This is a genomic window from Hyphomicrobiales bacterium (genome assembly GCA_002869065.1).
Lineage (GTDB): Bacteria > Pseudomonadota > Alphaproteobacteria > Rhizobiales > Rhodobiaceae > Rhodobium.
Genome location: PKTR01000002.1, coordinates 1,373,123 through 1,396,271 on the forward strand (window position 1 = coordinate 1,373,123; position 23,149 = coordinate 1,396,271).

Consider the following 23,149-nt stretch of genomic DNA (forward strand, 5'->3'; position numbering starts at 1 on the left):
GCGCTTTCCAGCGGGCGAGACTATGCCAAGACGGCTTATAGGTCAATCTTTGCTGGGGAAAAATTCCCTATATTTTTCAATGTTTTATTGATTTCTTGCGGTTGCTTCTGGCGCGCTTGGGGGGTAATCTTGCAAGTTCCTGCGACTACGAGGTGGCGAATGCGAGAAGCGATCAACAGCGCCCTGAAGGCGGCAACCAAGGCGCAAGAGAAACGCCGGATGTCGACCCTGCGGCTGATCAACGCCGCAATCAAGGATCGCGAAATTGCCGTGCGCGGCCAGGGCAAGGACGGAATCGGCGACGACGAAATCCTGCAGATTCTCGCCAAGATGGTGAAGCAGCGCGACGAGTCGGCGGCGACCTATGAGGAAGCCGGGCGGCTCGAGCTGGCCGAAGGCGAGCGCGAGGAAATCGCGATCATCCAGGAATTCCTGCCCAAGCAGCTCGATGACGAGGCGGTCAAGGTGGCCTGCGCCGAGGTGGTTGCGGAAATCGGCGCGCAGGGCCTACGCGACATGGGTCGCACCATGGCGGTTCTGAAGGAGCGTTACCCGGGCCAGATGGATTTCGGCCGGGCGAGCGGCTTCGTCAAGGAACTGTTGCAGTCGGCCTGAGCGACAACACTACCGATGCCGGGAGATCAGCCGTCGCGCTCAGCCGAGCGCGGGGTGTTTGCGCGTGAAGCGTTGCTCGCTCACCTGCGATCCCCAGCGCATGCCCGGTTCGTCATAAACACAGGTAAAGCCGGCGGCCTCATAGAGCGCGCGGGCGGCATCGAGGCCGCGGAAGGTCCACAACTCGACTTCCGGGAAGCGCTTTCCGTCGCAGAACTCGACGGCGCGTGCCAGCAGTTGCCGGCCGATGCCGCTGCCGCGCAGATGATCCTCAAGAATGAAGAAGCGCAGATGCGCGGGGCGTTCGGGCGAGATGTCGCCCTCGATCATGATCGTGCCGACGATGCGGCCGCTGTCGATGGCGGCCCAGGCGCCGTTTGCCGGATTGTCGAGACGGGCGACCAGATCGGCGGTCTCGTGCGCGATCTTGGCCTCGAAGGCGCAGCCGAAACCGACGGTTCTCGCGTAGTAGCGGGCGTGCAGCTCGGTGCAGCGGGCGATGAGGCCCGGCCGATAGCCGGCTTCGATATGAATTGATCGATCGCTTGCAAGGCGCCCGGCTTCGGCGCGGCCGGCCGACAGGGCATCGGCGTAGTTTGCCAGCCCGGTCGCAACGGTCTCGCGGATCTCGGTGCCGAGGTGCATGAGCGCCGACGAAACCTGACTCTGGCCGAACGTGTTGATCGCGGCAAGGACGGCCTGCCCCTGTTCCGTCAGGGTCAGGGTTTTCGCCCGACTGTCGGTCTTTGACGGGGTTTCAGCGATGTCGCCGGCCTCGATGCGTTTGCGCAAAAGGCGGCTGACCGTCGACTTCTCGAGGTTGAGGCGTTCGGCGAGGTCGCGGGCGGTCAGCTCTGGCGTGCTGCCGACTTCCAGAATGGCGTGCACGGCAGAGATCGGCAGATCGGTGTCCGCGAGCGTCGGTTTCATGAAGCCGAGCTCGCGAACGAGCCGGCGCGACGCCTGGCGGACGGCGGCGACGATCTCGTCTGAGGGCTCTGAGGAATGTTCTTTTGCCATGATAGTTGCATCATACAACTGATTTGAATCCGTGTCGAGCGGTGAGTGGGGAGGTGGCGGGAAGCCCATGCCGAGTTGCCGGGATTGGGCGATGACGCTGGAATCCGGCCCTGATTTCCGCCATTGGCGGCTTGCTGATAGACTGTCCGCGTGACTGAACGACCGCAGAGGAGGGGCGGAATGTTGTTACGGGTCTTTTTGGCTGCAGGGATCGTCGCCGCATCGGTGGCGTCTGCCTCGGCGATGAGCATGAGTTTTTCCTGGGGGCCGACGAAAAAGTGTTTCGATAGCAAGTCGCCGCCGATCAGTATGCGCGGGGTGCCGAAGGGGACGGCGAAGCTGCGGTTCCGGATGATCGACCAGGACGCACCGAACTATCCGCATGGCGGCGGCACGGTGAAATGGACCGGCAAGGGTTCGCTGCCCTATGGCGCGTTCCGCTACAAGGGACCCTGCCCGCCACGTCCGCACACCTACCAGATCACGGTGGAAGCACTCGACAAGTCGAACAAGGTGTTGGCCAAGGCGCGGGCGAAACGCCGCTTCCCGTGAGCGTGTGATTTGACGCCATCGTAGTACGGCAACAACGCGCTTGCAGCATTGGGCGGGACCGGATGCGTGTCCGGCACGGCAGCCAGCGCCGTTTCGGCGCCCGCTTTCGCTCGCACGCGGGTCATTGATGTGCCCCGCACCGGCTTTTCTTGCGCAAAGTCCATTGCCAATCAATGCAGGCGTCATGCATAATAATGCGCGCTAACTCCCGGAAAACCGGGGTGCGGCGATGCGGACCTTTGCGGTTTTGCGTTCGTCGGCTACCCTTTTCAGGTACAAACCAGGGGAAAATTGCGCGATGGATAAAATCACTGACTTGATCGAGAAACGCTCCGAAGCCCATTCCCGCTTTCTCCGGCGGGGGTCGAAGGTCTACGAAGCCTTTCTTCAAATGCAGAACGCGGCCTTTTCCGAAGGGGTGCTCGCCAGCAAGACCAAGGAGTTGATTGCCATCGGCATTGCCATTCACACCAATTGCGAATCCTGCATGCAGTGGCATATCGAAAACGCCGCCAAGGTCGGTGCGACCGAAGACGAGGTCTTCGAGGCGATCGAGATCGCCATCGAGATGGGCGGCGGTCCGGCCACGGTGTCGGCGCGGTTTGCGCTCACGGTGATGGACAACGTGTTCGGCCCGGCCTGAGGCCTTCCGGCGTGAATGCCCGGGGCAGGGTCTTCGAGGTAGGGAACTGAACGACGGCGGGTGCGGGAGGCTTCCTTGCACGACGATGTGGCATATCGGATCGGCGAGACGGCTCTATCGGTGATCGTCGCGGACATCACCACGCTCGCTGTCGATGCCATCGTCAACGCTGCCAACGAAAGCCTGCTCGGCGGTGGCGGTGTCGACGGGGCCATCCACCGTGCCGCGGGGCCGGGCCTTCTGGCGGAGTGTCGTCGGATAGGCGGGTGTCCGACGGGCGAAGCGCGGATCACCGCCGGCTACGATCTCCCCGCCCGCCATGTCATCCACACGGTCGGGCCGGTCTGGCACGGCGGGTCGTCGGGCGAGCCGGCGCTGCTGGCATCCGCCTACCGGAACTCTCTTTCGCTCGCGTTTGAGTACGGTCTGGCGACCGTCGCCTTCCCGGCCATTTCGACCGGCGTTTACGGCTATCCGGGCGATGCGGTGGCGCGGATCGCGGCGGCGAGCGTGATCGATATGGCCCGCGCGAATCCGGGCGCCTTTTCAGCTGTCATTTTCTGCTGCTTCTCGCAGCCGAGCGCCGCGTATCATCACGCCGCACTTGCCTCTCTGATCGGCTGATCGAGGCTATTTTCCCTGACAAAACAGGTCGAGTCCCGGCAATTTGCCTGACATTTTGTCGGCTATCCGTCCGATATACGGAATTTTCCGGATTTTTCGCGGGAGGGCCATTTACAAAGCCCGAAAGTTGATCTCACAATGGCTGCGACAATCCGCCGCGCGCACTTTTGACGCGATGTGGCGGGCACAGGGGGAACCGCTCAAAGGGCCGTGCGCGCCGTCGCTGCCGAGGCAGAAACGGGAGTGCGAATGAAGCAACAAGGCACCGGAGCGATCCGAAGGAAGTTTGAGGAACGCTCGAGAGAGGGATGACGATGGCTGAAAGCGAGACGATGGCGCAGTCTGACGGAAACACGCCCGCGGTTCGTCCGAAGGATCCGGAGATCCGCACTATTGAAGTCAAGGATATCGGCGAGGTTCTCGCCGCCGGTTTCCGCGATTTCCAGGCCGCGCCAATGTACGGCATCTTTTTCGGCGGCATCTATGCGATCGGCGGCATGGCGATCCTGCTCACCGCGTTCGCCTTCGGCATGGGCTATCTCAGCTATCCGCTGGCCGCGGGCTTTGCGCTGATCGGACCGTTCATCGCCACCGGCCTCTACGAGGTCAGCCGTCGCCGCCAGGTCGGCGAACCGCTCGGTTTCGGCTCGGTGATCGGCGTCATCTTCCAGCAGAGCCGGCGCGAGCTGAGCTGGATGGCTTTCGTCACGATCTTCCTCCTGATTATCTACATGTATCAGGTGCGCCTGCTGCTCGCGATCTTCCTCGGGCTGAAGAGCTTCACCTCGATGGAAGAGTTCATCGACGTGCTGGTGTCGACGCCGGAAGGCCTGCTGTTCCTGCTGGTCGCCAACTCGATCGGCTTCATCGTTTCCTTCGTGCTGTTCGCGCTGACGGTGGTGTCGTTCCCGCTGCTGCTCGATCGCGACATCGATTTCGTTACGGCGATGATCACCTCGGTGCGGGCGGTGATGGCCAATCCGCGGGCGATGTTCGTGTGGGCCGCCACCATCTTCTTCTATCTCGTGGTCGCCATGCTGCCGGCATTCCTCGGCCTCATCGTCGTGCTGCCCGTACTCGGCCACGCGACCTGGCATCTCTATTGCCGCGTGGTGGTACGCGAGGAGAGCTGACGGCCAGGCCCGTCTCGGGTCGCCGCAGATTAAAGAAACAACCGGTGCGCCGGGGCGGGACGAGGGGTCCGCTCCGGCGTTTCATTTGACCGGTCCGCCGGTTTCATTCGCGGCGTAAGGCGGCCAGAAGCGGCTTTTGATTGACGGGCCTTGCGGAAATCCCTATATCTCGCCCGTTTTCGCGTCATGCGTGACTGATAAACCGCCGACCGGGACCGGATCCCGGAGGTCAACACCCGTCAGCGAGGTTTCGCCCACGGGTGCCGTCATGCTTTGCGCACGAACGCAATTTGCCGTTGGCGCCGACGAGGGTGCCTGAGGCGCCGATCAGGGAGAGTGCTCCGCGCACGGACCAAAGAGACATGTTCGACAACTTGTCAGATCGCCTGTCCGGAATTTTCGACAAGCTCACCAAGCGCGGTGCGCTGTCCGAGAAGGACGTCAACGAGGCGCTGCGTGAGGTTCGCCGGGCGCTGATCGAGGCCGACGTTGCGCTCGATGTTGTGCGCTCCTTCACCGACAAGGTGCGCACGCGCGCGGTCGGTGCCGACGTCATCAAGTCGGTGACGCCGGGCCAGATGGTGGTCAAGATCGTCCATGACGAGCTGATCGCCATGCTCGGTGCCGATGCGCAGCCGATCGACCTCAACGCGCCGGCGCCGGTTGCGATCATGATGGTCGGCCTGCAGGGCTCGGGCAAGACGACGACGACGGCGAAGATCGCCCGCCGCCTGACCCGCCGCGACAAGCGCAAGGTCCTGATGGCCTCGCTCGACACCCGCCGTCCGGCGGCGCAGGAGCAGCTGCGCGTGCTCGGCGAGCAGAACGAGATCGAAACGCTGCCGATCGTTGCCGGCGAGAGCCCGGTGCAGATCGCCAAGCGCTCGATGACGGCGGCGCGCCTCGGCGGCTACGACGTGGTCATTCTCGACACCGCCGGCCGCACCCATATCGACGAGCCGTTGATGCTCGAAATGGCCGAGATCAAGGCCAACGCCGACCCGCACGAAATCCTGCTCGTCGCCGACTCGCTGACCGGTCAGGACGCGGTCAATCTGGCGCGCAATTTCGACGAACGCGTCGGCGTTTCCGGCATCGTGCTGACCCGTATGGACGGCGACGGCCGTGGCGGTGCGGCGCTGTCGATGCGCGCGGTCACCGGCAAGCCGATCAAGCTGATCGGTACCGGCGAAAAGGCCGATGCGCTCGAGGATTTCCATCCCTCGCGGATCGCCGACCGTATCCTCGGCATGGGCGATATCGTCAGCCTGGTCGAAAAGGCGTCCGAGGCGTTCGATGCGGAAAAAGCCGCGTCGATGGCCAAGAAGATGCAGAAGGGGGCCTTCGATCTGGAGGACCTCGCCGAGCAGCTTCGACAGATGCAGAAGATCGGCGGCATGTCCGGCATCCTCGGGTTGATGCCCGGCATCGGCAAGCTGAAGAAGCAGATCGAGGGCGCCAATCTCGACGACTCCATTCTCAAGCGCCAGCTCGCTCTCATTTCGTCGATGACGAAGAAAGAGCGCCGCAACCCGAAGCTCCTCAACGCCAGCCGCAAGAAACGCATCGCGGCCGGTTCCGGCACCGACGTGCAGGACATCAACAAGCTTCTCAAGATGCACCGCCAGATGGCGGACATGATGAAGAAGATGGGCAAGAAGGGCGGCATGTTGAGCAAGATGATGGGCGGGGGCGGCATGCCCGAAGTCGATCCGGCCGAGCTCGAAAAGATGGCCAAGAGCGGCAAGCTGCCCGGCGGCATGCCGTCAATGCCCGGCGGGTTGCCGGGTGGTCTTCCCGGTGGCCTGCCCACCGGCCTTCCGGGTCTCGGCGGCAAGATCCCAGGACTTGGCGGCCTGCCCGGCCTGCCCGGCGCAAAGGGCAAGAAACGATGAAGCTCCGCCGTATTTCGCTTTCGCGCTCCGGCAAGGCGGCACCGACCGCCGGCCCGCGCGCACCTCACCCGACCGGCGCTGTCCGGTCTTCTCATACGGGTCTTTGACCCGGAAACACGACACGACTACCAAGAAGGACCTTACGTTCATGTCGCTGAAAATTCGCCTTGCCCGCGGTGGCACCAAGAAGCGCCCGTTCTACCGTATCGTGATCGCCGACGTGCGTTCGCCGCGCGACGGCCGTTTCATCGAGCGCGTCGGCACCTACAACCCGATGCTGCCGAAGGATTCGGAAGAGCGCGTTTCGCTGAAGCAGGACCGCATCCAGCATTGGCTCGACAATGGCGCCCAGCCGACCGACCGCGTGCTGCGCTTCCTCGACGCTGCCGGCATGGCGACCCGCCCGGCCCGCAACAACCCGAAGAAGGCACTGCCGGGCAAGAAGGCTCAGGAGCGTATCGACGAAGCCCGCCAGGCCGAGGAAGACGCGAAGGCTGCTGCCGCCGAGGCCGCTGCCGCCGCTGCCGCTGCCGCCGAAGCCCCGGCTGAAGAGGCTCCGGCCGAAGAAGCCGCGAGCGAGTAAGCCCGACATTGTGGCCGGCCCCGGCCAGATGTTCGGGGCCAGCCCTGCAATCGGATGGGCCTTGCCGTGACCGATACCCGCCTCCTTCTCGGCCAGCTTGGCGCCGCGCATGGCGTGCGCGGCGAGGTGCGGCTGAAGAGCTTCACCGAGCCGGGCGAGGCGATCGCGGACTACGGCCCGTTCACGCTCCCGGACGGCCGCAGCATCGATATTTTGTCGCTGCGTCCGGTCAAGGGCGGCATGTTCGTCGCCCGGCTTTCCGGTATCAATGACCGCAACGCCGCCGAGGCGCTGACCAATGCGGAACTCGCCGTCGACCGGGATCAATTGCCCGAGCCCGACGAGGACGAGTTCTACCACGCCGACCTGATCGGTCTGACCGCGGTCGGTGAGGATGGCACGGTTCTCGGCACCATCATTGCCGTGCCCGATTTCGGTGCGGGCGATCTCGTCGAGATTTCGCCTCCGCAAGGACCGAGCGTCTATCTCCCGTTCACCCGCGACGTGGTTCCCGACATCGATCTGGCCAATGGCCGCGCCGTTGTCCGTCCGCCCGAAGGCACCTTCGGCGGCGAGGATGACGACGAGCCAGCCGCGGAGGAAGCGGGCGAGGCGTCATGAGCGAGCCGTGGCGCGCCAGCGTGCTCACCCTCTATCCCGAAATGTTTCCCGGCCCCTTGGGCGTTTCGCTTGCCGGCCGTGCACTTGAGGCGGGCACCTGGGCGCTCGACCCGGTCCAGATCCGCGACTTCGCCACCGACAAGCACCGCTCCGTCGACGACACGCCGGCGGGCGGCGGTCCGGGCATGGTGATGCGCTGCGATGTGCTCGCATCCGCGCTTGATGCCACGGCACCTGCCGATGATCCCCGGCCGCGCCTGTTGATGAGCCCGCGCGGCAAACCACTGACGCAGGCGCGCGTGCGCGATCTTGCCGATGGCCCGGGCGTCGTCATTCTGTGCGGCAGGTTCGAGGGCGTCGACCAGCGGCTCATCGAGGCGCGTGGCCTCGAAGAAGTGTCGATCGGTGACTATGTGCTGTCGGGCGGCGAGATCGCGGCGCTCACGCTGATGGATGCGGTGGTGCGCCTGCTGCCCGGTGTCATGGGTGCGGAGGCCTCCGGCCACGATGAGAGCTTCGAGGACGGGCTGCTCGAATATCCGCACTATACCCGCCCGCAGGAGTGGGAAGGCCTGCCCATCCCCGAGGTGCTGACGTCGGGCCATCACGGTCGCATCGCCGAATGGCGTCGGGCGGAGAGCGAACGGCTCACCCGCGAACGCCGGCCCGACCTGTGGGATGCGTATTCCAAGAAGAAGGGGTGAGGGGGAGTTGCCTCACTTACGATTGAGCGCCGACCTCTGCCTCACTCACTCCCCGTCACCCCGCACATGATGCGGGGTCCATTGCCCCTCTCTGCACGGTATGCAGGTCGCGGGCTGGCACGGACTTAACACTTGCACCACGTCATCCTCCGGCTTGACCGGAGGATCGGCCGGCAACGAGCGCGGCGCAGGCGCATTCCGCCTCGGCCGGCGTCGCTTGGCTTGTCTTCTCTACGGCGATGTCGTCCGTGCTGAGAGCGATCCTCCGGTCGAGCCGGAGGATGACGTGGGAGTATGTTTCGGAGGATGACGACGGAGGAGGCGAAGCGCGTGGTCTCGCCGTGCTGTTGGCGACGGCGGCGCTATGTTGCCCTCCTCAACCCTCGACGCTGTCGAGCGCCTCGCTGACACCGTCCCAGAAGGCAATGCGGGCGGCGACGGCTTCGCGGGCTGCCGTTTCGGCCTCTGCGAATTTCGCCGGATCGTTGTCACACAACGCGTTCAGCAGCTTCAGCGACAGCGGCGCGTGGAAGTCCTCGTCGAGATGGATGTGGCGGTTCAGGTAGAAGTGGAACACCGGCGCCTCGTCGGGACCGATCCTCATGTCGGAGAGGAAATCGCGGAACATCGCCGGGATGATGTGTTCGCGACCGAGCGCCAGAGCCGCAGCGACCCGGTGCAGCTTGCCGGAGTTGATGAAATCGAAGGTCAGCGTGGTGAAGCGGCGCGAGGGTTCCGGGGCAAGACTGGAGGCAAGCGCGGCCTCGATGCCGTCGGTTGAGGCGATCTTGACGAAACGCAGGGCCGGTTCGGGATCCGCGCCGACCTCGCGCATGGCGTGGCAATAGAGCTCGAAGTGGCTCGAAAAACCCTCACCCTGGCCGGGTGCGGTTTCGTCGGATTCCTCTTCCAGCACCAGCTCGTTGATGAAGCGGCGCACCGAGCCGTCGCCGCGCGGCGCCCAGGGGACGGTGGTCGGCGCGATCGCGGCCTGCAGGGTCTTGATCAGCGACATGAAATCCCACACCGAATAGATGTGGTGTTCCATGAAACGGGCGAGCCTTGCGCGTGACGACACCGCGCCATAGACCTTGTGGCCGTCGAGGGCGGTACGGGTTTCGGCGATGATTTCGGCGGAAATCTCTTTGGCGGCGAGCGGTGCGTTCATCCGGGGCTCCCGTTTTCTGGCGCGTTCGCGAGAACTGTTCGCGCCGGTATATAGGGTCAATCGCCGGACTGTCAGGGGCCGCATCGTCGCGGAAGCGGACGGAATCGCGTTTTCCCATTGCTGCAAAGCGGGAAAATCGCCATTCGGGTATCGACAAAGGAAATCGATCAGTGTATGGACGGCCACTGATTTTCCGACACGTGACGCGCGGTTGGGTCCGGCGCCGGTTTTGGCGCGGGTGGAATGCCCGGACATGCGCGACGATGAGATGAAAAGGGTGTGACCGTGAACATCATCCAGGAACTCGAAAACGAGCAGATGGCCGAAATTGCGGCCCAGCGCACGCTGCCTGAGTTCTCGCCGGGCGATACGCTGCGCGTCAATGTGCGCGTTACCGAAGGCAACCGGACCCGTGTGCAGGCCTATGAAGGCGTCTGCATCGCCCGCTCCGGCGGTGGCCTCAACGAGAGCTTCACCGTGCGCAAGATTTCCTACGGCGAAGGCGTGGAACGTGTGTTCCCGGTGTTCTCGCCGCTGGTCGAGAGCGTCGAAGTGGTTCGCCGTGGTAAGGTTCGCCGCGCAAAGCTGTATTATCTGCGCGATCGTCGCGGCAAGTCGGCCCGTATTGCGGAGTCGACCAACGCCCGCACGCGCCGCCTGAACGAGGCCGATCGCCAGGCCGTCGTCAACGCCAAGGCCGCCGCGGAAGCCGAGAAGGCCGCTGCCAAGGCCGCCGCGGCCGAGGCTGAAGCCGCCGCCGCTGCCGCGGAGGCTGCTGCCGCCGAAGGCGAAGCGACCGTCGAATAGAATTTCCGCTTAAGCTGCGGATGCGAGAAACCGGCCCTTTGAGGCCGGTTTTTTGTTGCCCGGATGACGGCTTTACGAGCTCAGCGGGCGCGCATCGTGTCGAGATAAGCGCCGATCTGCGTGGCGCAGAGTTCAAGGGTCGCCGTGCTCTGCTCGTTCTTGGCGAGCCCGATGCAGCCCTCGAAGGCGGCGACGACGAAGGTCGCGACCGCGTGCGTATCGATTTCCGCCCGCACGGTTCCGGCTTCCTTGCCGCGGGCCAGCGCGTCGGCGATCCAGCCGATCAGCTTTGCGAAGATGCCATGCAGACGGGTGCGGAAGCCGTCGTCGAGCGATGACATTTCCTGCGCGAGATTGTTGATCGGGCAGCCGAGCGTGCAAAAGCCCTCGCCTCGTTCGACGCTGATCCGTTCGAGCACGGTGCCGATCGCTTCGATCGGGTCGGCGGCGTCTTCGAGCGTCTGGCGCCACATTTCCTCGGCGATGCCGGCGATGATCTCGTCGACGACGGCGTAGGCGAGCGCCTGCTTGCTCGGGAAATAGTAGTAGAAGGCGCCCTTGGTCAGACCGGTCTTTTCCAGCACTCGGTCGACGCGTGTGCCCTGATAGCCGTGCGCATAGATTTCCTCGAAGGCGGCGAGCAAAAGCCGGTCGCGCGGTGAGGGCTCAGGCGTTGGGCCGTCTCCCCGTGTCGCTGCGTCGTTCGTCTTCGCGACCATGTCTCTTCCCTTCGCCGGCATGCTCCGCTCTCTCTGCTGTCACACTTGTACGATTCGGGCCGCACTTTGTCATCGCCCGCGGTCGGTTGATGCGCCTGCCCGCGCGTACCGTTCCCGGCCGGTTTCCCCGATCACATTTCAGATATCGCGTATATTCGCAAGTGACAAACCAACTGGTCTGTATTATACAAACCAACTGGTCGGTATTGAAGATCCAAGCCGGCAAACGAGAGGAGGAAACCATGTCGTCCACGATCACCCAGGAACTCGATGCCAGCGGCCTCAACTGTCCGCTGCCGATCCTCAAGACTCGCCAGGCCATCAAGAAGATGGGCTCGGGCGAATTGCTGCGCGTGCGCTCGACCGACCCCGGCTCGGTCAAGGATATCGAGGCGTTCTGCAACCAGACCGGCCATCAGCTCGTCGAGCAGGATGACCGCGGTCCCTACACCTTCGTCATCCGCGTCCAGTAAGCGGCACACCGCACCGTTTAGGAAAGGAGGCCACCATGGTCGCCGTGACACAATTTGCGGGCGCCGAGCCCGTTGCCGATCCGCAGCGCGAGGCGTTCGAGCGCTGGTTCGACGAACGGTTCGAGGAAAAGATGCGCGAGCGCGAGGCGGCAAAGACGCCGTCGCTGGCCATCATCTCGACCAAGGGCACGCTCGACTGGGCCTATCCGCCGTTCATCCTCGCTTCGACCGGGGCCGCGCTCGGCTGGGACGTGTCGATCTTCTTCACCTTCTACGGGCTGATCCTGTTGAAGAAGGACCTCGACCTCGAGGTCAGCCCGCTCGGCAATCCGGCGATGCCGATGAAGATGCCGGTCGGTCCCGACTGGTTCAAGGCGATAGACTGGCCGATCCCGAACGCGCTGAAAGGCACCATTCCGGGCTTCGAGCGCATGGCGTCGTCGATGATGAAGAAGACGTTCCGCGAAAAGGGCATCGCGTCGATCCCCGAGCTGCGCGAATTGTCGCTTGAGGCCGGCGTCAAGATGATCGCCTGCCAGATGACGGTCGACGCCTTCGGTTTCGCCAAGGAGGATTTCATCGACGAGGTCGACAGCTGGTGCGGGGCGGCGAGCTTCCTGCCGACCGCGCAGAAGGCCGACGTCATCCTGTTCGTCTAGCTGCGCAAACAGGTGCCGGATGCCGGGTGCGAGGTGCGTGCCCGGCATCTTTTTTTGGTGCGTGGCGGGGTGCATGGGACCTATTCCCCGCATCCCGCTTGACCGTGGGGCTGCGGCTACCTAAGACACCCTTCAAAGAGTATCGGTCCGGTTGCCGCCATGGTTCCGGACCAATCCGATACCCAGACAAGGTTCGGCACTCGGGGTGCAGCGGATCGAAATCCGGTCCGGTGCGCCCTTGCGACCGTTAATGGAGAAGGTTCATGTCCGCCCCGAAAACACTCTACGACAAGATCTGGGACGACCACGTCGTCGACACGCAGCCCGACGGTACCTGCCTCCTTTATATCGACCGCCACCTCGTGCACGAGGTGACGAGCCCGCAGGCCTTCGAGGGCCTGCGCATGACCGGGCGCAAGGTGCGTGCGCCGGAGAAAACGCTTGCGGTCGTCGACCACAACGTGCCGACCACCGATCGCAGTCACGGCATCGACGATCCGGAGTCGGCACTGCAGGTGCAGACGCTGGCCGACAACGCGGCCGAGTTCGGCATCGAGTATTATTCCGAGCATGACAAGCGGCAGGGCGTGGTGCACATCGTCGGCCCGGAACAGGGCTTCACGCTGCCCGGCACCACGATCGTGTGCGGCGACAGCCACACCTCGACCCATGGCGCGTTCGGCGCGCTGGCTCACGGCATCGGCACCTCGGAAGTCGAGCATGTGCTCGCGACCCAGACGCTGATCCAGGCCAAGGCCAAGAACATGCGTGTGACCGTCGACGGCGAATTGCCGGCCGGCGTGACCGCCAAGGACATCGTGCTGGCGATCATCGGCGAGATCGGCACGGCCGGCGGTACCGGGCACGTCATCGAATATGCCGGCGAGGCGATCCGCGCCTTGTCGGTGGAAGGCCGCATGACGGTCTGCAACATGTCGATCGAGGGCGGCGCCCGCGCCGGCATGATCGCGCCGGACGAGAAGACCTTCGCCTATCTGAAGGGCGCGCCGAAGGCGCCGCAGGGTGCCAACTGGGATGCCGCGCTGCGCTATTGGGAAACCCTGCGCACCGAAGAGGGCGCGCATTTCGACACGGTGCTCGAACTCGACGCCGGCGCGCTGCCGCCGATCGTCACCTGGGGTACCAGTCCGGAAAACGTCGTCTCGATCACCGGAAAGACGCCGGATCCGGCGACGATTGCCGACGCGGGCAAGCGGGCTGCGGTGGAGCGTGCGCTCGCCTATATGGGTCTTGCCGCGAACACGGCGATGACCGATGTGGGCATCGACCGCGTCTTCATCGGCTCGTGCACCAATGGCCGCATCGAAGATTTGCGCGCTGCGGCTGCGATGATCAACGGCAAGACGGTTTCCGAGCGCGTCAACGCGATGGTCGTCCCGGGCTCGGGTCTGGTCAAGGAGCAGGCCGAAGCGGAAGGTCTCGACAAGATCTTCCTTGCCGCCGGCTTCGAATGGCGCGAGCCGGGCTGCTCCATGTGCCTTGCCATGAACGCCGACAAGCTGGCGCCGGGCGAGCGCTGCGCCTCGACCTCGAACCGCAACTTCGAGGGCCGCCAGGGCTTCAAGGGCCGCACCCATCTGGTGTCGCCGGCGATGGCCGCGGCCGCCGCGATTGCCGGCCGCTTCGTCGACATCCGCGACTGGCACTAAGAACCTTCGCCGGCACCTGCCGGGAAACACCGAAACGGGATGCGTGGCGGAGACCGCTGCGCATCCCTTTTTTGTTTGGGCCGCTTTCGTTCGGGCTGTTCGATTTTACGCGAACAGGAAGAAGTCGGCGCCGTCGGCGGAGTTGACCAGCGCGATGAAGACGTCGCGGTCGATGCCTTCCAACGTCAGTTCCTCGCTGCCGGTGTCGATGATGAGGTCATCGCCGTCCTGCTGCACCCGGTTGCCGGTGAGGTCGCCGAGATCGTCGATCGCGGTGTCGGCGGCAAATGACAGGATGTCTTCGCCGAGCCGGAAGTCGGTGATGGTGTCGTTGTTGTTGCCGGCGTCGGAGATGATGAAGGTGTCGGCATTGGCGCCGCCGGTCAAAAGGTCGTTGCCGAGGCCGCCGTCGATTGTGTCGCTGCCGTTGCCGCCGTCGATGGTGTCGTTGCCGGCACGTCCGGCGAGGAAGTCCGATCCTCCCAGACCCGACAGCTCGTTGGCCGCGTTGTCGCCATAGAGGTTGTCGTCGTCGATCGAGCCGATAACGGCCTCGATGTTGACGAATGTGTCGCCCTCGGCGTCGCTTCCCGACGCGGTGCCGGCCTGAAGGTCGATGGTCACGCCGTTGCTGTAGAGGATGTAGCTGATCGTATCGAAGCCGTCGCCGCCGTCGATAACGTCGGCACCGCCGCCGCCGATCAGCGTGTCGTTGCCGGCTCCGCCGTCGAGCGTGTCATTGCCGAAGCTGCCGTCGAGCAGATCGTTGTCGGCGCCGCCGAAAAGCTGATCATTGTGCTCGCCGCCGTGCAGCCAGTCATCGCCCACGCCGCCGTCGATCGTGTCGTTGCCGTAGTGGCCGGAGATGGTGTCGTTGCCGCCGCGACCCTCGACATGGTCGTCGCCGCTTTTGGCCGCGATGAGGTTGGCGTTGCCGTCGCCGAAGATCATGTCGTCGCCGCCGGTGGCTATGATGCCTTCGATGTTCTTCAGGACGTCGCCCGCCGATTCGCCGCCATAGACGATGCCGGCTGCGAGATCGATGTAGAGGGCGCCCGCGGATTCCTTGTAGGACACGACGTCGAGCCCGATGCCGCCGTCGATGTAGTCCGCGCCGCTGCCGCCTGTCAGTGTGTCGTTGCCGCTGCCGCCATAAAGCGTGTCGTTGCCGCTGTCGCCGAAGATTTGGTCGTTGCCGCTGCCGCCATCGATCCAGTCGGCGTTGTTGCCGCCACGCAGGGAATCGTCGTCACCGCCGCCGTAGATCGTATCCTCGCCATTGTCGCCATACGCCGTGTCCGCGCCATACCCGCCCGAAATCAGATCGTCGCCGTCATTGCCCTCGATTTCGTCGTTGCCGTTTTCGCCGTACAGTTTGTCGTTGTCGTCTCCGCCCCACACATAGTCGTTACCGATGCCGGCGTAGATGCGATCGTCGCCCGTGTGGCCGTACAGCAGATCATTGCCGTCTTCGCCATAGAGCGTGTCGTTGTCGGCGCCGCCATAGACGGTGTCGTTGTGGTTGCCGCCATAGATGAGATCGTTGCCGCTATCGCCGTAGAGGCGGTCGCGACCGTCGCCGCCGTCGATGAAATCATGGCCACCGTCGCCGTGCAGGCTGTCGGCGCCGCCGAAGCCATAGAGCTTGTCGGCGGCGAGGGTGCCGTACTGCAATTCGGACGCGTTGGTGCCCTTGAAAATCAGGCCGTAGAGCTTGGTCACGGGAACAATCGTGCTGATCGTCGGATATTTCAAAGCCATTGTCGTATCCCCCTCGGATAGCGTTTGAACGTCACATCCGCCGATCGGCGGTCATGGGTTCAGGCTAGGGGGAATGAGGCGGGCGCTCGGTGACCGACGTCACAGTTGTGTCGGTTGGCGGAAACGGCCGGGAATCAAGTGTCGGTCGCAAGCGCCCAGGCTTCGACGGCGTCGGCAAAGGCGCCCGCGCGTTCGAGCGGGGCGAAATGGCCGGCGTCCTCGATGACGACGAGATGCGCATTGGGCAGCAGCGCGACCATTTCCTCGTGGCGGGAAAGCGGGCTCCACTGATCCTGACGGCCGACTGCGACGAGCACCGGCATGGTGAGGGTTGGCAACAGCGCGCGGGCATCGGGACGGGTCAGCAGCGCATTGATCTGGCGCTCGTGGATTTCCGGCGTCTTGCGGCAGACCATCTCGGCGAGCGGCGCCATCAGCGCGGCATCGTTCTGCCGGTTGGGATGCACCATGCCGGGCAGCCAGTCGGCGGCAAGAGCCGCCATGCCCTCGTCATAGGCGAGCTTGACACGAGCGTTGCGCTTCACTTCCTCGCCCTCGACGTAAGGGTGGATGCCGGTGTCGGCAAGGGCCAGTTTTTTCACGCGCTCAGGCGCCTGTTGCGCCATTTCCATGGCGACGCGCGCGCCCATCGAATGGCCGAGCACGTAGAGCGGGCCGGGATGGGCGGCGAGCGTGTCGGCGGCCATTTCCTCGATTGACGTCTGGCTGTCGACGTCGGCGACCGCACACGGGAGATGGGGTTCGAGCCGGGCGAGCGTTCTCTCGAAGATGGTGCGGTCGCACAGCAGGCCGGGGACGAGAACGACGGTCGGCGTTTCCGTCATGCGCCGTCTCCCCTGTCGTCCGCCAACCGGATCAGACCTTCCTGGGTGACGCTTGCGACCAGCCTGCCGTCGCGGGAATAGAGCGAACCGCGATTGAAGCCGCGCCCGCCGGACGCGTTCGGGCTGTCCTGCGCGTAGAGCAGCCATTCGTCGGCGCGGAACGGGCGGTGGAACCACATTGCGTGGTCGAGGCTGGCCAATTGCAGATCGGGATTGAACACCGAGCGGCCATGGGCGAACAGTGCAGTGTCGAGCAGCGTCATGTCGGAGGCGTAGGCCAACACGCAGTCGTGGATGTCCTGACGGTCGGGCAGGGCGCCGGTCGCGCGCACCCAGACATATTGCTGCGGGGCGAACTTCTTGCTGCTGAAATAGTGTTCGAGATTGACCGGGCGCAGCTCGATGGGGCGTTCGCGCTCCCAATAGGCGCGGACGTTTTCCGGTGCGTTGTGCAGGAATTTCTCGCGCAACTCGGCCTCGCCCGGCAGGTCTTCGGGCATCGGCACGTCGGGCATCTCGATCTGGTGCTCGAGGCCTTCCTCGACACGCTGGAAAGATGCGGACATGGAGAAAATCGCCTTGCCGTGCTGGATCGCGACGACGCGACGGGTGGCGAAACTCTTGCCGTCGCGGATGCGGTCGACGTCGTAGATGATCGGCACACTCGGATCGCCGGGGCGCATGAAATAGCCGTGCAGGGAATGCACCGGGCGGTCGTCAACGGTGCGCCAGGCGGCGACGAGCGACTGGCCGATGACCAGGCCGCCATAGACGCGCTGCCAGCCGACCTGCGGACTGCGGCCGCGGAACAGGTTCCGCTCCAGCGGTTCGAGATCGAGCACCGACAACAGGGTTTCGACAGCAGACGGCATGAATGTCACCTTCGGGATCGGTTGCGCGGGAGGTTTCGCGGCTGCGGCATGTACCGGTCGCTACAAGTGGTAGCCGTTTGACGGGGCGCTGACCAGATGCCGTAAGGGTAGTGCAGGCTTGCGTCGGCGGGGAGACATTTTGCCCCTCGCTCTTGCCGTTGCCGGCATCCACCTGCGATAAGAAAACAACGCCGGATGCGCTGCCGTGCACGCCGGGAACGTAGCGCGGGTTCGCCCGCAGGGATCGCAGCATGACCAAGAAATCGAAGCAGCCGCTCGACGTGTTCATTGCCGGCGGCGGCTATGTCGGCCTGTCGCTCGCGGTGGCGCTGAAGCAGGCGGACCCGACGCTTGCCGTCGCTGTCGCCGATGCCCGTCCGGCGGAGGCCTTTGCCAAGGACGAACGCGCCTCGGCCTTTGCGGCGGCGGCCTGCCGGATGTTCGAACAGTTCGGCATCTGGGACGAGATCGCGCCAAAGGCGCAGCCGATCGAGGACATGATCGTCACCGACAGCCGGCTGCGCGACGCGGTGCGGCCGGTGTTTCTGACGTTTTCCGGCGAGGTCGAGGACGGCGAACCGTTCGCCCACATGCTTTACAACCGCGATCTGGTCGCGGCGCTGACCAGGACGGCGAAAGCGCTCAAGGTCGAGGTCATTGCACCGGCTGCCGTTGATGATTTCACGGTCGAGGAAAGCGTTGTCACGATCCGCTTCGCCGATGGCAGCGAGCGCGAGACGCGGCTGCTGGTCGCCGCCGACGGTGTGCGCTCAAAGCTTCGCGATCTGGCCGGTATCCAGACCGTCGACTGGCAGTACGACCAGGCCGGCATTGTCACCACGGTGGCGCATGAAAAGCCGCATAACGGCCGCGCCGAGGAACATTTCCTGCCGTCCGGCCCGTTCGCGATCCTGCCGCTTCCGGGCAACCGTTCGTCGCTCGTGTGGACCGAGCGGCGGGGCGATGCGGAGCGGCTGGTGGCCGGTGACGAATTCACATTCGAGATCGAGCTCGAACGGCGCTTCGGCAAGCATCTCGGCGCGCTGAAACTCGACGGTCCGCGCCAGTGCTACCCGCTCGGGCTGAAGCTTGCGCGCGAGTTCGTGCGGCCGCGCTTCGCGCTTGCCGGGGACGCGGCTCATGGCATCCATCCGATCTCGGGGCAGGGGCTCAATCTGGGTTTGCGCGATGTGGCGGCGCTTGCCGAGGTGATCATCGAGGCGCGCCGGCTCGGCGTCGATATCGGCTCGATGGCGGTGCTCGAGCGCTACCAGCGCTGGCGGCGGTTCGATACCTGGCAGATGGGCGTCGTTACCGACGTGCTGAACCGGCTGTTCTCGAACGACAACGATTTCATCCGCATCGTGCGCGATATCGGTCTTGGCATCGTCGACCGCATGCCGGGACTGAAAGACTATTTCATCGGCGAGGCGGCCGGCCTTGGCGGCGAAGTGCCGAAGCTGTTGCGCGGCGAAGCGCTTTAAAGGCGCAAGTTTACGATGAGATGAGGCCGCCTATTCGGCGGCCTTTTTCTCTTTCATCTTCTTCATGCGCTTTTCGAAGTGGGCGCGCAGTTCGGCGCAGTGGTCCTTGATGACGGCGCGCGGCGTGATCCAGACATAGTCGTAGACCGGCTTGCCGCTGGCGCTTTGCGGCAGGTAGTCGGTGAACGCCGTTTCCTCGGGATCGGCTTCGACGAAGGCGACCCGAACAACCTTCAGCTCAGGCGCGCGCTCGGCGAGATACCAGGGCACGGCCCAGTCGCCACGGATATGGCCGTTGCCGGCGATCAGCACGGCGCTGCCTTCCTTTTTTACCGCCTCGATCACCACATCGGCGAGCTGGGCGTCGCGGCCGCGCTGGACGCCGAGCATCGGACGCAGGCCGGCCTTCGGCACCATGCCGCAATGGGACTCTTCAAGGACAGTCAGCAGGGCGTCCTCGCGCTCGGCGCCGAGGGGGATCTCAAGGCCTGAGATGGTGCGGAAATCCGCCGGCAGGGCCTCCAGGCCTTCCTTGCCGATGCGGCGCTGATCGTCCTTCGACAGATCGCCGGCGTAGACCGGCAGGTCATGGCCAATGAAGCTGGCCGCGATCGGCTGATAGATCTTCCAATCGGGCCAGCCGCGCTCGGTCCAGGTGACGGCCGGGCCGAAGCCCTCGGCGCTGCGGTCGTCGCTGGCGAGATAGGCGTTCATTGCCTTGCGTTCCGCCTCCGTCACCATTTCGAGCACCACGCCCGGCTTGCGCCCGGCCTCGGCAAGGCGGTCGATCATTGTGGCCTGCAGGCGGTGGTGGTCCGGGTTGTCGTGGTGTTCGCCGAGCATCACGACGTCGGCCCCGGTCGCCGCCGCGGTCAGGGCGTCGATGTCGACCTTCTCGCCCGAGCCGACGGACCAGATCGTTCCGACCAGCGGATGGTCGCGGAAATGCTCCGAGGCGAAAGGTCCTCCCAATTGCTCATCGGCACCAAGAGCCGGCGCGGCGGAGATCGCGACAAGACCGGCGGCGGCGAGAAGGAGGGAGCGGACGGGATGAACGGTCATGGCGTGGCGAACTTCCGGCTGTTGGACGTTGGCGTCGATCGAGGTGCCGGTCGGAGGCCCGATCTGGCACGGTGTCCTTCTAGATAGGGTCGGCGCGGGGATTTGCTATCTGCGATGTCCCGTTCGCGACCGCCCTTTCTTCATCGCACAAGGCGCCCCCTCTTCTTCGCACAAGGCGGCCCCTCTTCTTCGCACAAGGCGGCCCCTCTTCTTCGCACAAGGCGGCCCCTCTTCTTCGCACAAGGCGGCAAGACGTGACCCCGGTCACAATGCCGCGTTGCGTCGAGCGCTAGGAATTTCGGTGCGGTCTGCCCGGCGGGCGGAGCAGGCCGGCTGCAAAATGGAGTGAGCGCGGTGGCCGACAGCGGAAAGACCAAGAGCGAAAGCCTCATCATCACGGCTGTAGTGGCGGTTGCCCTCGTGGCTGGATTCGCGGCCTTGTCGATGCCTGCCCATGCAGCCGGCAAGCTTGGCCTCTCCTTTGCCCGGACCGGGCTCGGCTCGACCGGGCTGCCGGTTCTCGTCGACAGCGATTACGACGCCCATCGCAAGCGGCTTTGTCGACCGTACAAGCTCAATCGCTGGAATCGGCTCACCGGCAAAATGGAGCGTGTGGTGCGCCGCCGCTGCTATTGGGAGATCCGCTGACAGCGCTCAAAACGACGTTTCGGCGAATTGCCGAAAACAAATTTTCGAAAATCGAAAAAACGAATCTGCGGTTGGATCGGGCCGAAATCGCCTCCTGCAAATGCCCGTAAATGGCAGGATTCCGCTGCGTCGCAGCAAATTTAAGGTGTTTTGTTCGCACCTGCCAAAAAATCAGACAATCAATCGCATTGGCGTTTTTTTGTACATTTTTGTCGTTCCCCCCCTCGAAATTCAGTGGGTGACATGGTTTAGTTCCGCAAAAAGGGGAACAGCTTATGTCCAAAAGCCGTGGCGCAAGCGTACGCTTCGACCAGGTACAGAAGAGCTATGACGGTGAGATTCTGGTCGTCAAAGATCTCAATCTCGATATCGCCAGAGGCGAATTCCTGACCCTTCTGGGGCCTTCGGGGTCAGGCAAAACCACCAGCCTGATGATGCTGGCCGGTTTCGAGCCGGCGACGCATGGTGAGATTTTTCTCGACGACCATCCGATCAACAACGTGCCGCCGCACAAGCGGGGAATCGGCATGGTGTTCCAGAACTACGCGCTGTTTCCGCACATGACGGTGGCGGAAAACCTCGCTTTCCCGCTTCAGGTGCGCGGGATGGGCAAGGCCGAGACCGAGGAAAAGGTCAAGCGGGCGCTGGAAATGGTCGAATTGCCGGAATTTGGCGGACGCCGGCCGGCGCAGCTTTCGGGCGGCCAGCAGCAACGCGTCGCGGTGGCGCGCGCGCTGGTTTTCGAGCCGGAGCTGGTGTTGATGGACGAGCCGCTCGGCGCTCTCGACAAGCAGCTGCGCGAGCAGATGCAGTACGAGATCAAGCACATCCACGAAAACCTCGGCGTCACGGTGGTCTATGTCACGCACGATCAGTCGGAAGCGCTGACCATGTCGGACCGGATCGCCGTGTTCAATGACGGTGTCATCCAGCAGCTTTCGACGCCGGATTCGCTCTACGAGAAGCCGGAAAACTCGTTCGTTGCTCAGTTCATCGGCGAAAACAACCGGCTGCACGGCATCATCCGCGAGACCGAAGGCGAGTTCTGCACCGTCGAACTCGACAACGGTCACAAGGTTACGGCCGCCAAGGTCGTGGAAGGCGGCGCCGGGACCGATACCAGCCTGTCGATCAGGCCCGAGCGCATCGAACTTGATCCGCCGGAGGGCTCGATGCCCGTGACCGTTCCCGGACGCATCGAGGAACTGATCTATCACGGCGACCATATCCGCGTTCGCATGAACGTCGCCGGCATGAACGACTTTGTCGTCAAGGTCCGCAATCGGGCGGGCCGGCAGTATCTTGCTGCCGGTCAGGAAACGCTCGTCGGCTGGAACCCGGAAGACTGCCGGGCACTCGACCAGCTGCGGGTCTGACCACTGCCGTCGGGACGGAGCGGCTCCGGCTTCCCGTCCTGGCGTACTCCAAGCGGCCGCAAGTGCCGCGAAACCAATCATGGAACCAAACAGAGGGACCAACATGAAGATGAAAACACTGCTGACGTCGACCATTCTCGGAGCCAGCCTGGCGTTTGCGAGCATCGCCAACGCCGGTGAGATCACGGTCGTGTCGTGGGGTGGCGCCTATACCAAGAGCCAGGTCGAAGCCTATCAGAAGCCGTGGGAAGCCAAGACCGGCAACAAGGTCAACTCGGTCGACTCCGACAACCCGGCGACGCCGATCAAGGCCCAGGTCGAGGCCGGCAATGTCTCCATCGACGTGGCTGACGTCGAATATTCCGACGCCGTGCGCTTCTGCGACGAAGGCCTGCTTGAGCCGATCGACGCGGCCATGCTGCCGGCCGCTCCGGATGGCACGCCGGCAACCGAAGACTTCATCAAAGGCGCTCTGACCGATTGCGCGGTGGCCAACATCGTGTGGTCGACCGTCTACGCCTATGACGCTTCGAAGTTCGCCGATGGCGGCCCGAAGACCATGGCCGACTTCTTCGACACCAAGAAGTTCCCGGGCAAGCGCGGCCTGCGCAAGGCGGCCAAGGCCAATCTCGAAATGGCTCTGATCGCCGACGGCGTTGCGCCGGGCGATGTCTATGCCATGCTCGAGACCGACGAAGGCGTCAAGCGCGCCTTTGCCAAGCTCGACACCATCAAGGGTGATGTCGTGTGGTGGGAAGCCGGCGCCCAGCCGCCGCAGCTGCTCGCCGACGGCGAAGTGGTCATGACCACCGCCTATAACGGCCGTATCTTCAACGCCGCCATCGGCGAGAACAAGCCGTTTGAAATCGTCTGGGACGGCCAGATCCTCGACTTTGACCTGTTCGTGGTGCCGAAGGGCGCGCCGAACAAGGACCTGGCGATGGACTTCATCAAGTTCTCGACCGACACCCAGCGTCTCGCCGATCAGGCGAGCTGGATCTCCTACGGCCCGGCCCGCAAGTCGTCCGGCGCCCTCGTCGGCAAGTACCAGGACGGCAAGACGGACATGGCTCCGCACATGCCGACGGCCGAGGCCAACATGAAGACGGCCCTGGTCAACAACTTCGAGTTCTGGGCCGATCGCGACACGGAACTGAGCGAGCGCTTCAACGCGTGGCTCGCGGCCAACTAAGGCCTGATGATATGCCGCCGGGG

24 protein-coding genes are annotated in these 23,149 nt (G+C 64.1%); 17 read left to right on the forward strand and 7 right to left on the reverse strand.

Annotated features, from left to right (window positions below; all coding sequences use genetic code 11):
- The first annotated feature begins 159 nt into the window (after positions 1-159).
- Positions 160-615 carry a glutamyl-tRNA amidotransferase gene (locus C0606_10025; protein ID PLX38522.1) on the forward strand — a complete coding sequence of 152 codons (456 nt, stop codon included), beginning with the start codon at positions 160-162 and terminating at the stop codon, positions 613-615.
- A gap of 39 nt (positions 616-654) precedes the next feature.
- On the opposite strand, the gene C0606_10030 is transcribed toward C0606_10025, so the two are convergent.
- Positions 655-1,635 (reverse strand): MarR family transcriptional regulator, encoded by a 981-nt coding sequence (locus C0606_10030; protein PLX38523.1) that lies wholly within the window; start codon positions 1,633-1,635, stop codon positions 655-657.
- A gap of 249 nt (positions 1,636-1,884) precedes the next feature.
- On the opposite strand from C0606_10030, the gene C0606_10035 reads away from it, so the two are divergent.
- The 8 genes from C0606_10035 (at position 1,885) to C0606_10070 (ending at position 8,390) form a co-directional block, all read left to right on the forward strand.
- Entirely contained in the window at positions 1,885-2,187 is a 303-nt protein-coding gene (locus tag C0606_10035; protein PLX38786.1) for a phospholipid-binding protein, read from the forward strand.
- 298 nt (positions 2,188-2,485) lie between these two features.
- Entirely contained in the window at positions 2,486-2,830 is a 345-nt protein-coding gene (locus C0606_10040; GenBank protein ID PLX38524.1) for a carboxymuconolactone decarboxylase family protein, read from the forward strand.
- Between the two features lie 87 nt (positions 2,831-2,917).
- On the forward strand, positions 2,918-3,454 hold the full coding sequence (locus C0606_10045) for an O-acetyl-ADP-ribose deacetylase (protein ID PLX38787.1): 537 nt from the start codon (positions 2,918-2,920) through the stop codon (positions 3,452-3,454).
- 332 nt (positions 3,455-3,786) lie between these two features.
- Entirely contained in the window at positions 3,787-4,587 is an 801-nt protein-coding gene (locus C0606_10050) for a hypothetical protein (protein ID PLX38788.1), read from the forward strand.
- 362 nt (positions 4,588-4,949) lie between these two features.
- Entirely contained in the window at positions 4,950-6,482 is a 1,533-nt protein-coding gene (locus C0606_10055; GenBank protein PLX38525.1) for a signal recognition particle protein, read from the forward strand.
- Positions 6,483-6,630: 148 nt separating this feature from the next.
- Positions 6,631-7,065, forward strand: a complete 435-nt coding sequence (locus C0606_10060) for a 30S ribosomal protein S16 (GenBank protein ID PLX38526.1) — start codon at positions 6,631-6,633, stop codon at positions 7,063-7,065.
- A 54-nt stretch (positions 7,066-7,119) separates the two neighbouring features.
- On the forward strand, positions 7,120-7,686 hold the full coding sequence (locus tag C0606_10065) for a 16S rRNA processing protein RimM (GenBank protein PLX38527.1): 567 nt from the start codon (positions 7,120-7,122) through the stop codon (positions 7,684-7,686).
- Positions 7,683-8,390, forward strand: a complete 708-nt coding sequence (locus C0606_10070; GenBank protein ID PLX38528.1) for a tRNA (guanosine(37)-N1)-methyltransferase TrmD — start codon at positions 7,683-7,685, stop codon at positions 8,388-8,390. The genes C0606_10065 and C0606_10070 overlap by 4 nt, the downstream gene beginning before the upstream one ends.
- A 376-nt stretch (positions 8,391-8,766) precedes the next feature.
- Here the strand turns inward: C0606_10070 and C0606_10075 are convergent, their stop codons facing one another.
- The gene (locus C0606_10075) at positions 8,767-9,558 is read right to left on the reverse strand and encodes a heme oxygenase (protein PLX38529.1); all 792 of its coding nucleotides are present in this window, start codon (positions 9,556-9,558) and stop codon (positions 8,767-8,769) included.
- 285 nt (positions 9,559-9,843) lie between these two features.
- On the opposite strand from C0606_10075, the gene C0606_10080 reads away from it, so the two are divergent.
- Positions 9,844-10,365, forward strand: coding sequence for a 50S ribosomal protein L19 (locus tag C0606_10080; protein PLX38789.1), 522 nt, complete (start codon positions 9,844-9,846; stop codon positions 10,363-10,365).
- Between the two features lie 80 nt (positions 10,366-10,445).
- Here C0606_10080 and C0606_10085 read toward each other — a convergent pair whose 3' ends face one another.
- Positions 10,446-11,105, reverse strand: a complete 660-nt coding sequence (locus tag C0606_10085) for a TetR family transcriptional regulator (GenBank protein ID PLX38530.1) — start codon at positions 11,103-11,105, stop codon at positions 10,446-10,448.
- Positions 11,106-11,326: 221 nt separating this feature from the next.
- Between C0606_10085 and C0606_10090 the strand changes: the two genes are divergently transcribed.
- From C0606_10090 to leuC, 3 genes are all read left to right on the forward strand, one after another.
- Complete coding sequence (locus tag C0606_10090) at positions 11,327-11,557, forward strand: hypothetical protein (protein ID PLX38531.1); 231 nt, start codon at positions 11,327-11,329, stop codon at positions 11,555-11,557.
- Positions 11,558-11,688: 131 nt separating this feature from the next.
- Positions 11,689-12,216 carry an NADH-quinone oxidoreductase subunit F gene (locus C0606_10095; GenBank protein PLX38790.1) on the forward strand — a complete coding sequence of 176 codons (528 nt, stop codon included), beginning with the start codon at positions 11,689-11,691 and terminating at the stop codon, positions 12,214-12,216.
- Positions 12,217-12,479: 263 nt separating this feature from the next.
- Complete coding sequence (gene leuC, locus C0606_10100; protein PLX38532.1) at positions 12,480-13,886, forward strand: 3-isopropylmalate dehydratase large subunit; 1,407 nt, start codon at positions 12,480-12,482, stop codon at positions 13,884-13,886.
- Positions 13,887-13,991: 105 nt separating this feature from the next.
- Here leuC and C0606_10105 read toward each other — a convergent pair whose 3' ends face one another.
- The 3 genes from C0606_10105 to tesB all read right to left on the reverse strand — a co-directional run bounded on the left by C0606_10105 (position 13,992) and on the right by tesB (position 17,364).
- Positions 13,992-15,647, reverse strand: coding sequence for a hypothetical protein (locus C0606_10105; GenBank protein PLX38533.1), 1,656 nt, complete (start codon positions 15,645-15,647; stop codon positions 13,992-13,994).
- Between the two features lie 134 nt (positions 15,648-15,781).
- Positions 15,782-16,492, reverse strand: coding sequence for an alpha/beta hydrolase (locus tag C0606_10110; GenBank protein PLX38534.1), 711 nt, complete (start codon positions 16,490-16,492; stop codon positions 15,782-15,784).
- Positions 16,489-17,364, reverse strand: coding sequence for an acyl-CoA thioesterase II (gene tesB, locus C0606_10115; protein PLX38535.1), 876 nt, complete (start codon positions 17,362-17,364; stop codon positions 16,489-16,491). Before tesB ends, C0606_10110 begins: the two co-directional genes overlap by 4 nt.
- 251 nt (positions 17,365-17,615) lie before the next feature.
- Here tesB and C0606_10120 point away from each other — a divergent pair, with 251 nt between their 5' ends.
- A complete protein-coding gene (locus tag C0606_10120) occupies positions 17,616-18,848 on the forward strand; it encodes a 2-octaprenyl-6-methoxyphenyl hydroxylase (GenBank protein PLX38536.1) in 1,233 nt (410 codons plus the stop codon).
- A 30-nt stretch (positions 18,849-18,878) separates the two neighbouring features.
- Here the strand turns inward: C0606_10120 and C0606_10125 are convergent, their stop codons facing one another.
- Positions 18,879-19,910, reverse strand: a complete 1,032-nt coding sequence (locus C0606_10125; protein PLX38537.1) for a hypothetical protein — start codon at positions 19,908-19,910, stop codon at positions 18,879-18,881.
- Positions 19,911-20,255: 345 nt separating this feature from the next.
- Here C0606_10125 and C0606_10130 point away from each other — a divergent pair, with 345 nt between their 5' ends.
- The 3 genes from C0606_10130 to C0606_10140 all read left to right on the forward strand — a co-directional run bounded on the left by C0606_10130 (position 20,256) and on the right by C0606_10140 (position 23,126).
- On the forward strand, positions 20,256-20,558 hold the full coding sequence (locus C0606_10130; GenBank protein ID PLX38538.1) for a hypothetical protein: 303 nt from the start codon (positions 20,256-20,258) through the stop codon (positions 20,556-20,558).
- A gap of 275 nt (positions 20,559-20,833) precedes the next feature.
- Entirely contained in the window at positions 20,834-21,934 is a 1,101-nt protein-coding gene (locus C0606_10135; protein ID PLX38539.1) for a spermidine/putrescine ABC transporter ATP-binding protein, read from the forward strand.
- 103 nt (positions 21,935-22,037) lie between these two features.
- Positions 22,038-23,126: a spermidine/putrescine ABC transporter substrate-binding protein gene (locus C0606_10140; protein ID PLX38540.1), complete on the forward strand. Its 1,089-nt coding sequence runs from the start codon at positions 22,038-22,040 to the stop codon at positions 23,124-23,126.
- The last annotated feature ends 23 nt before the right edge of the window (positions 23,127-23,149 follow it).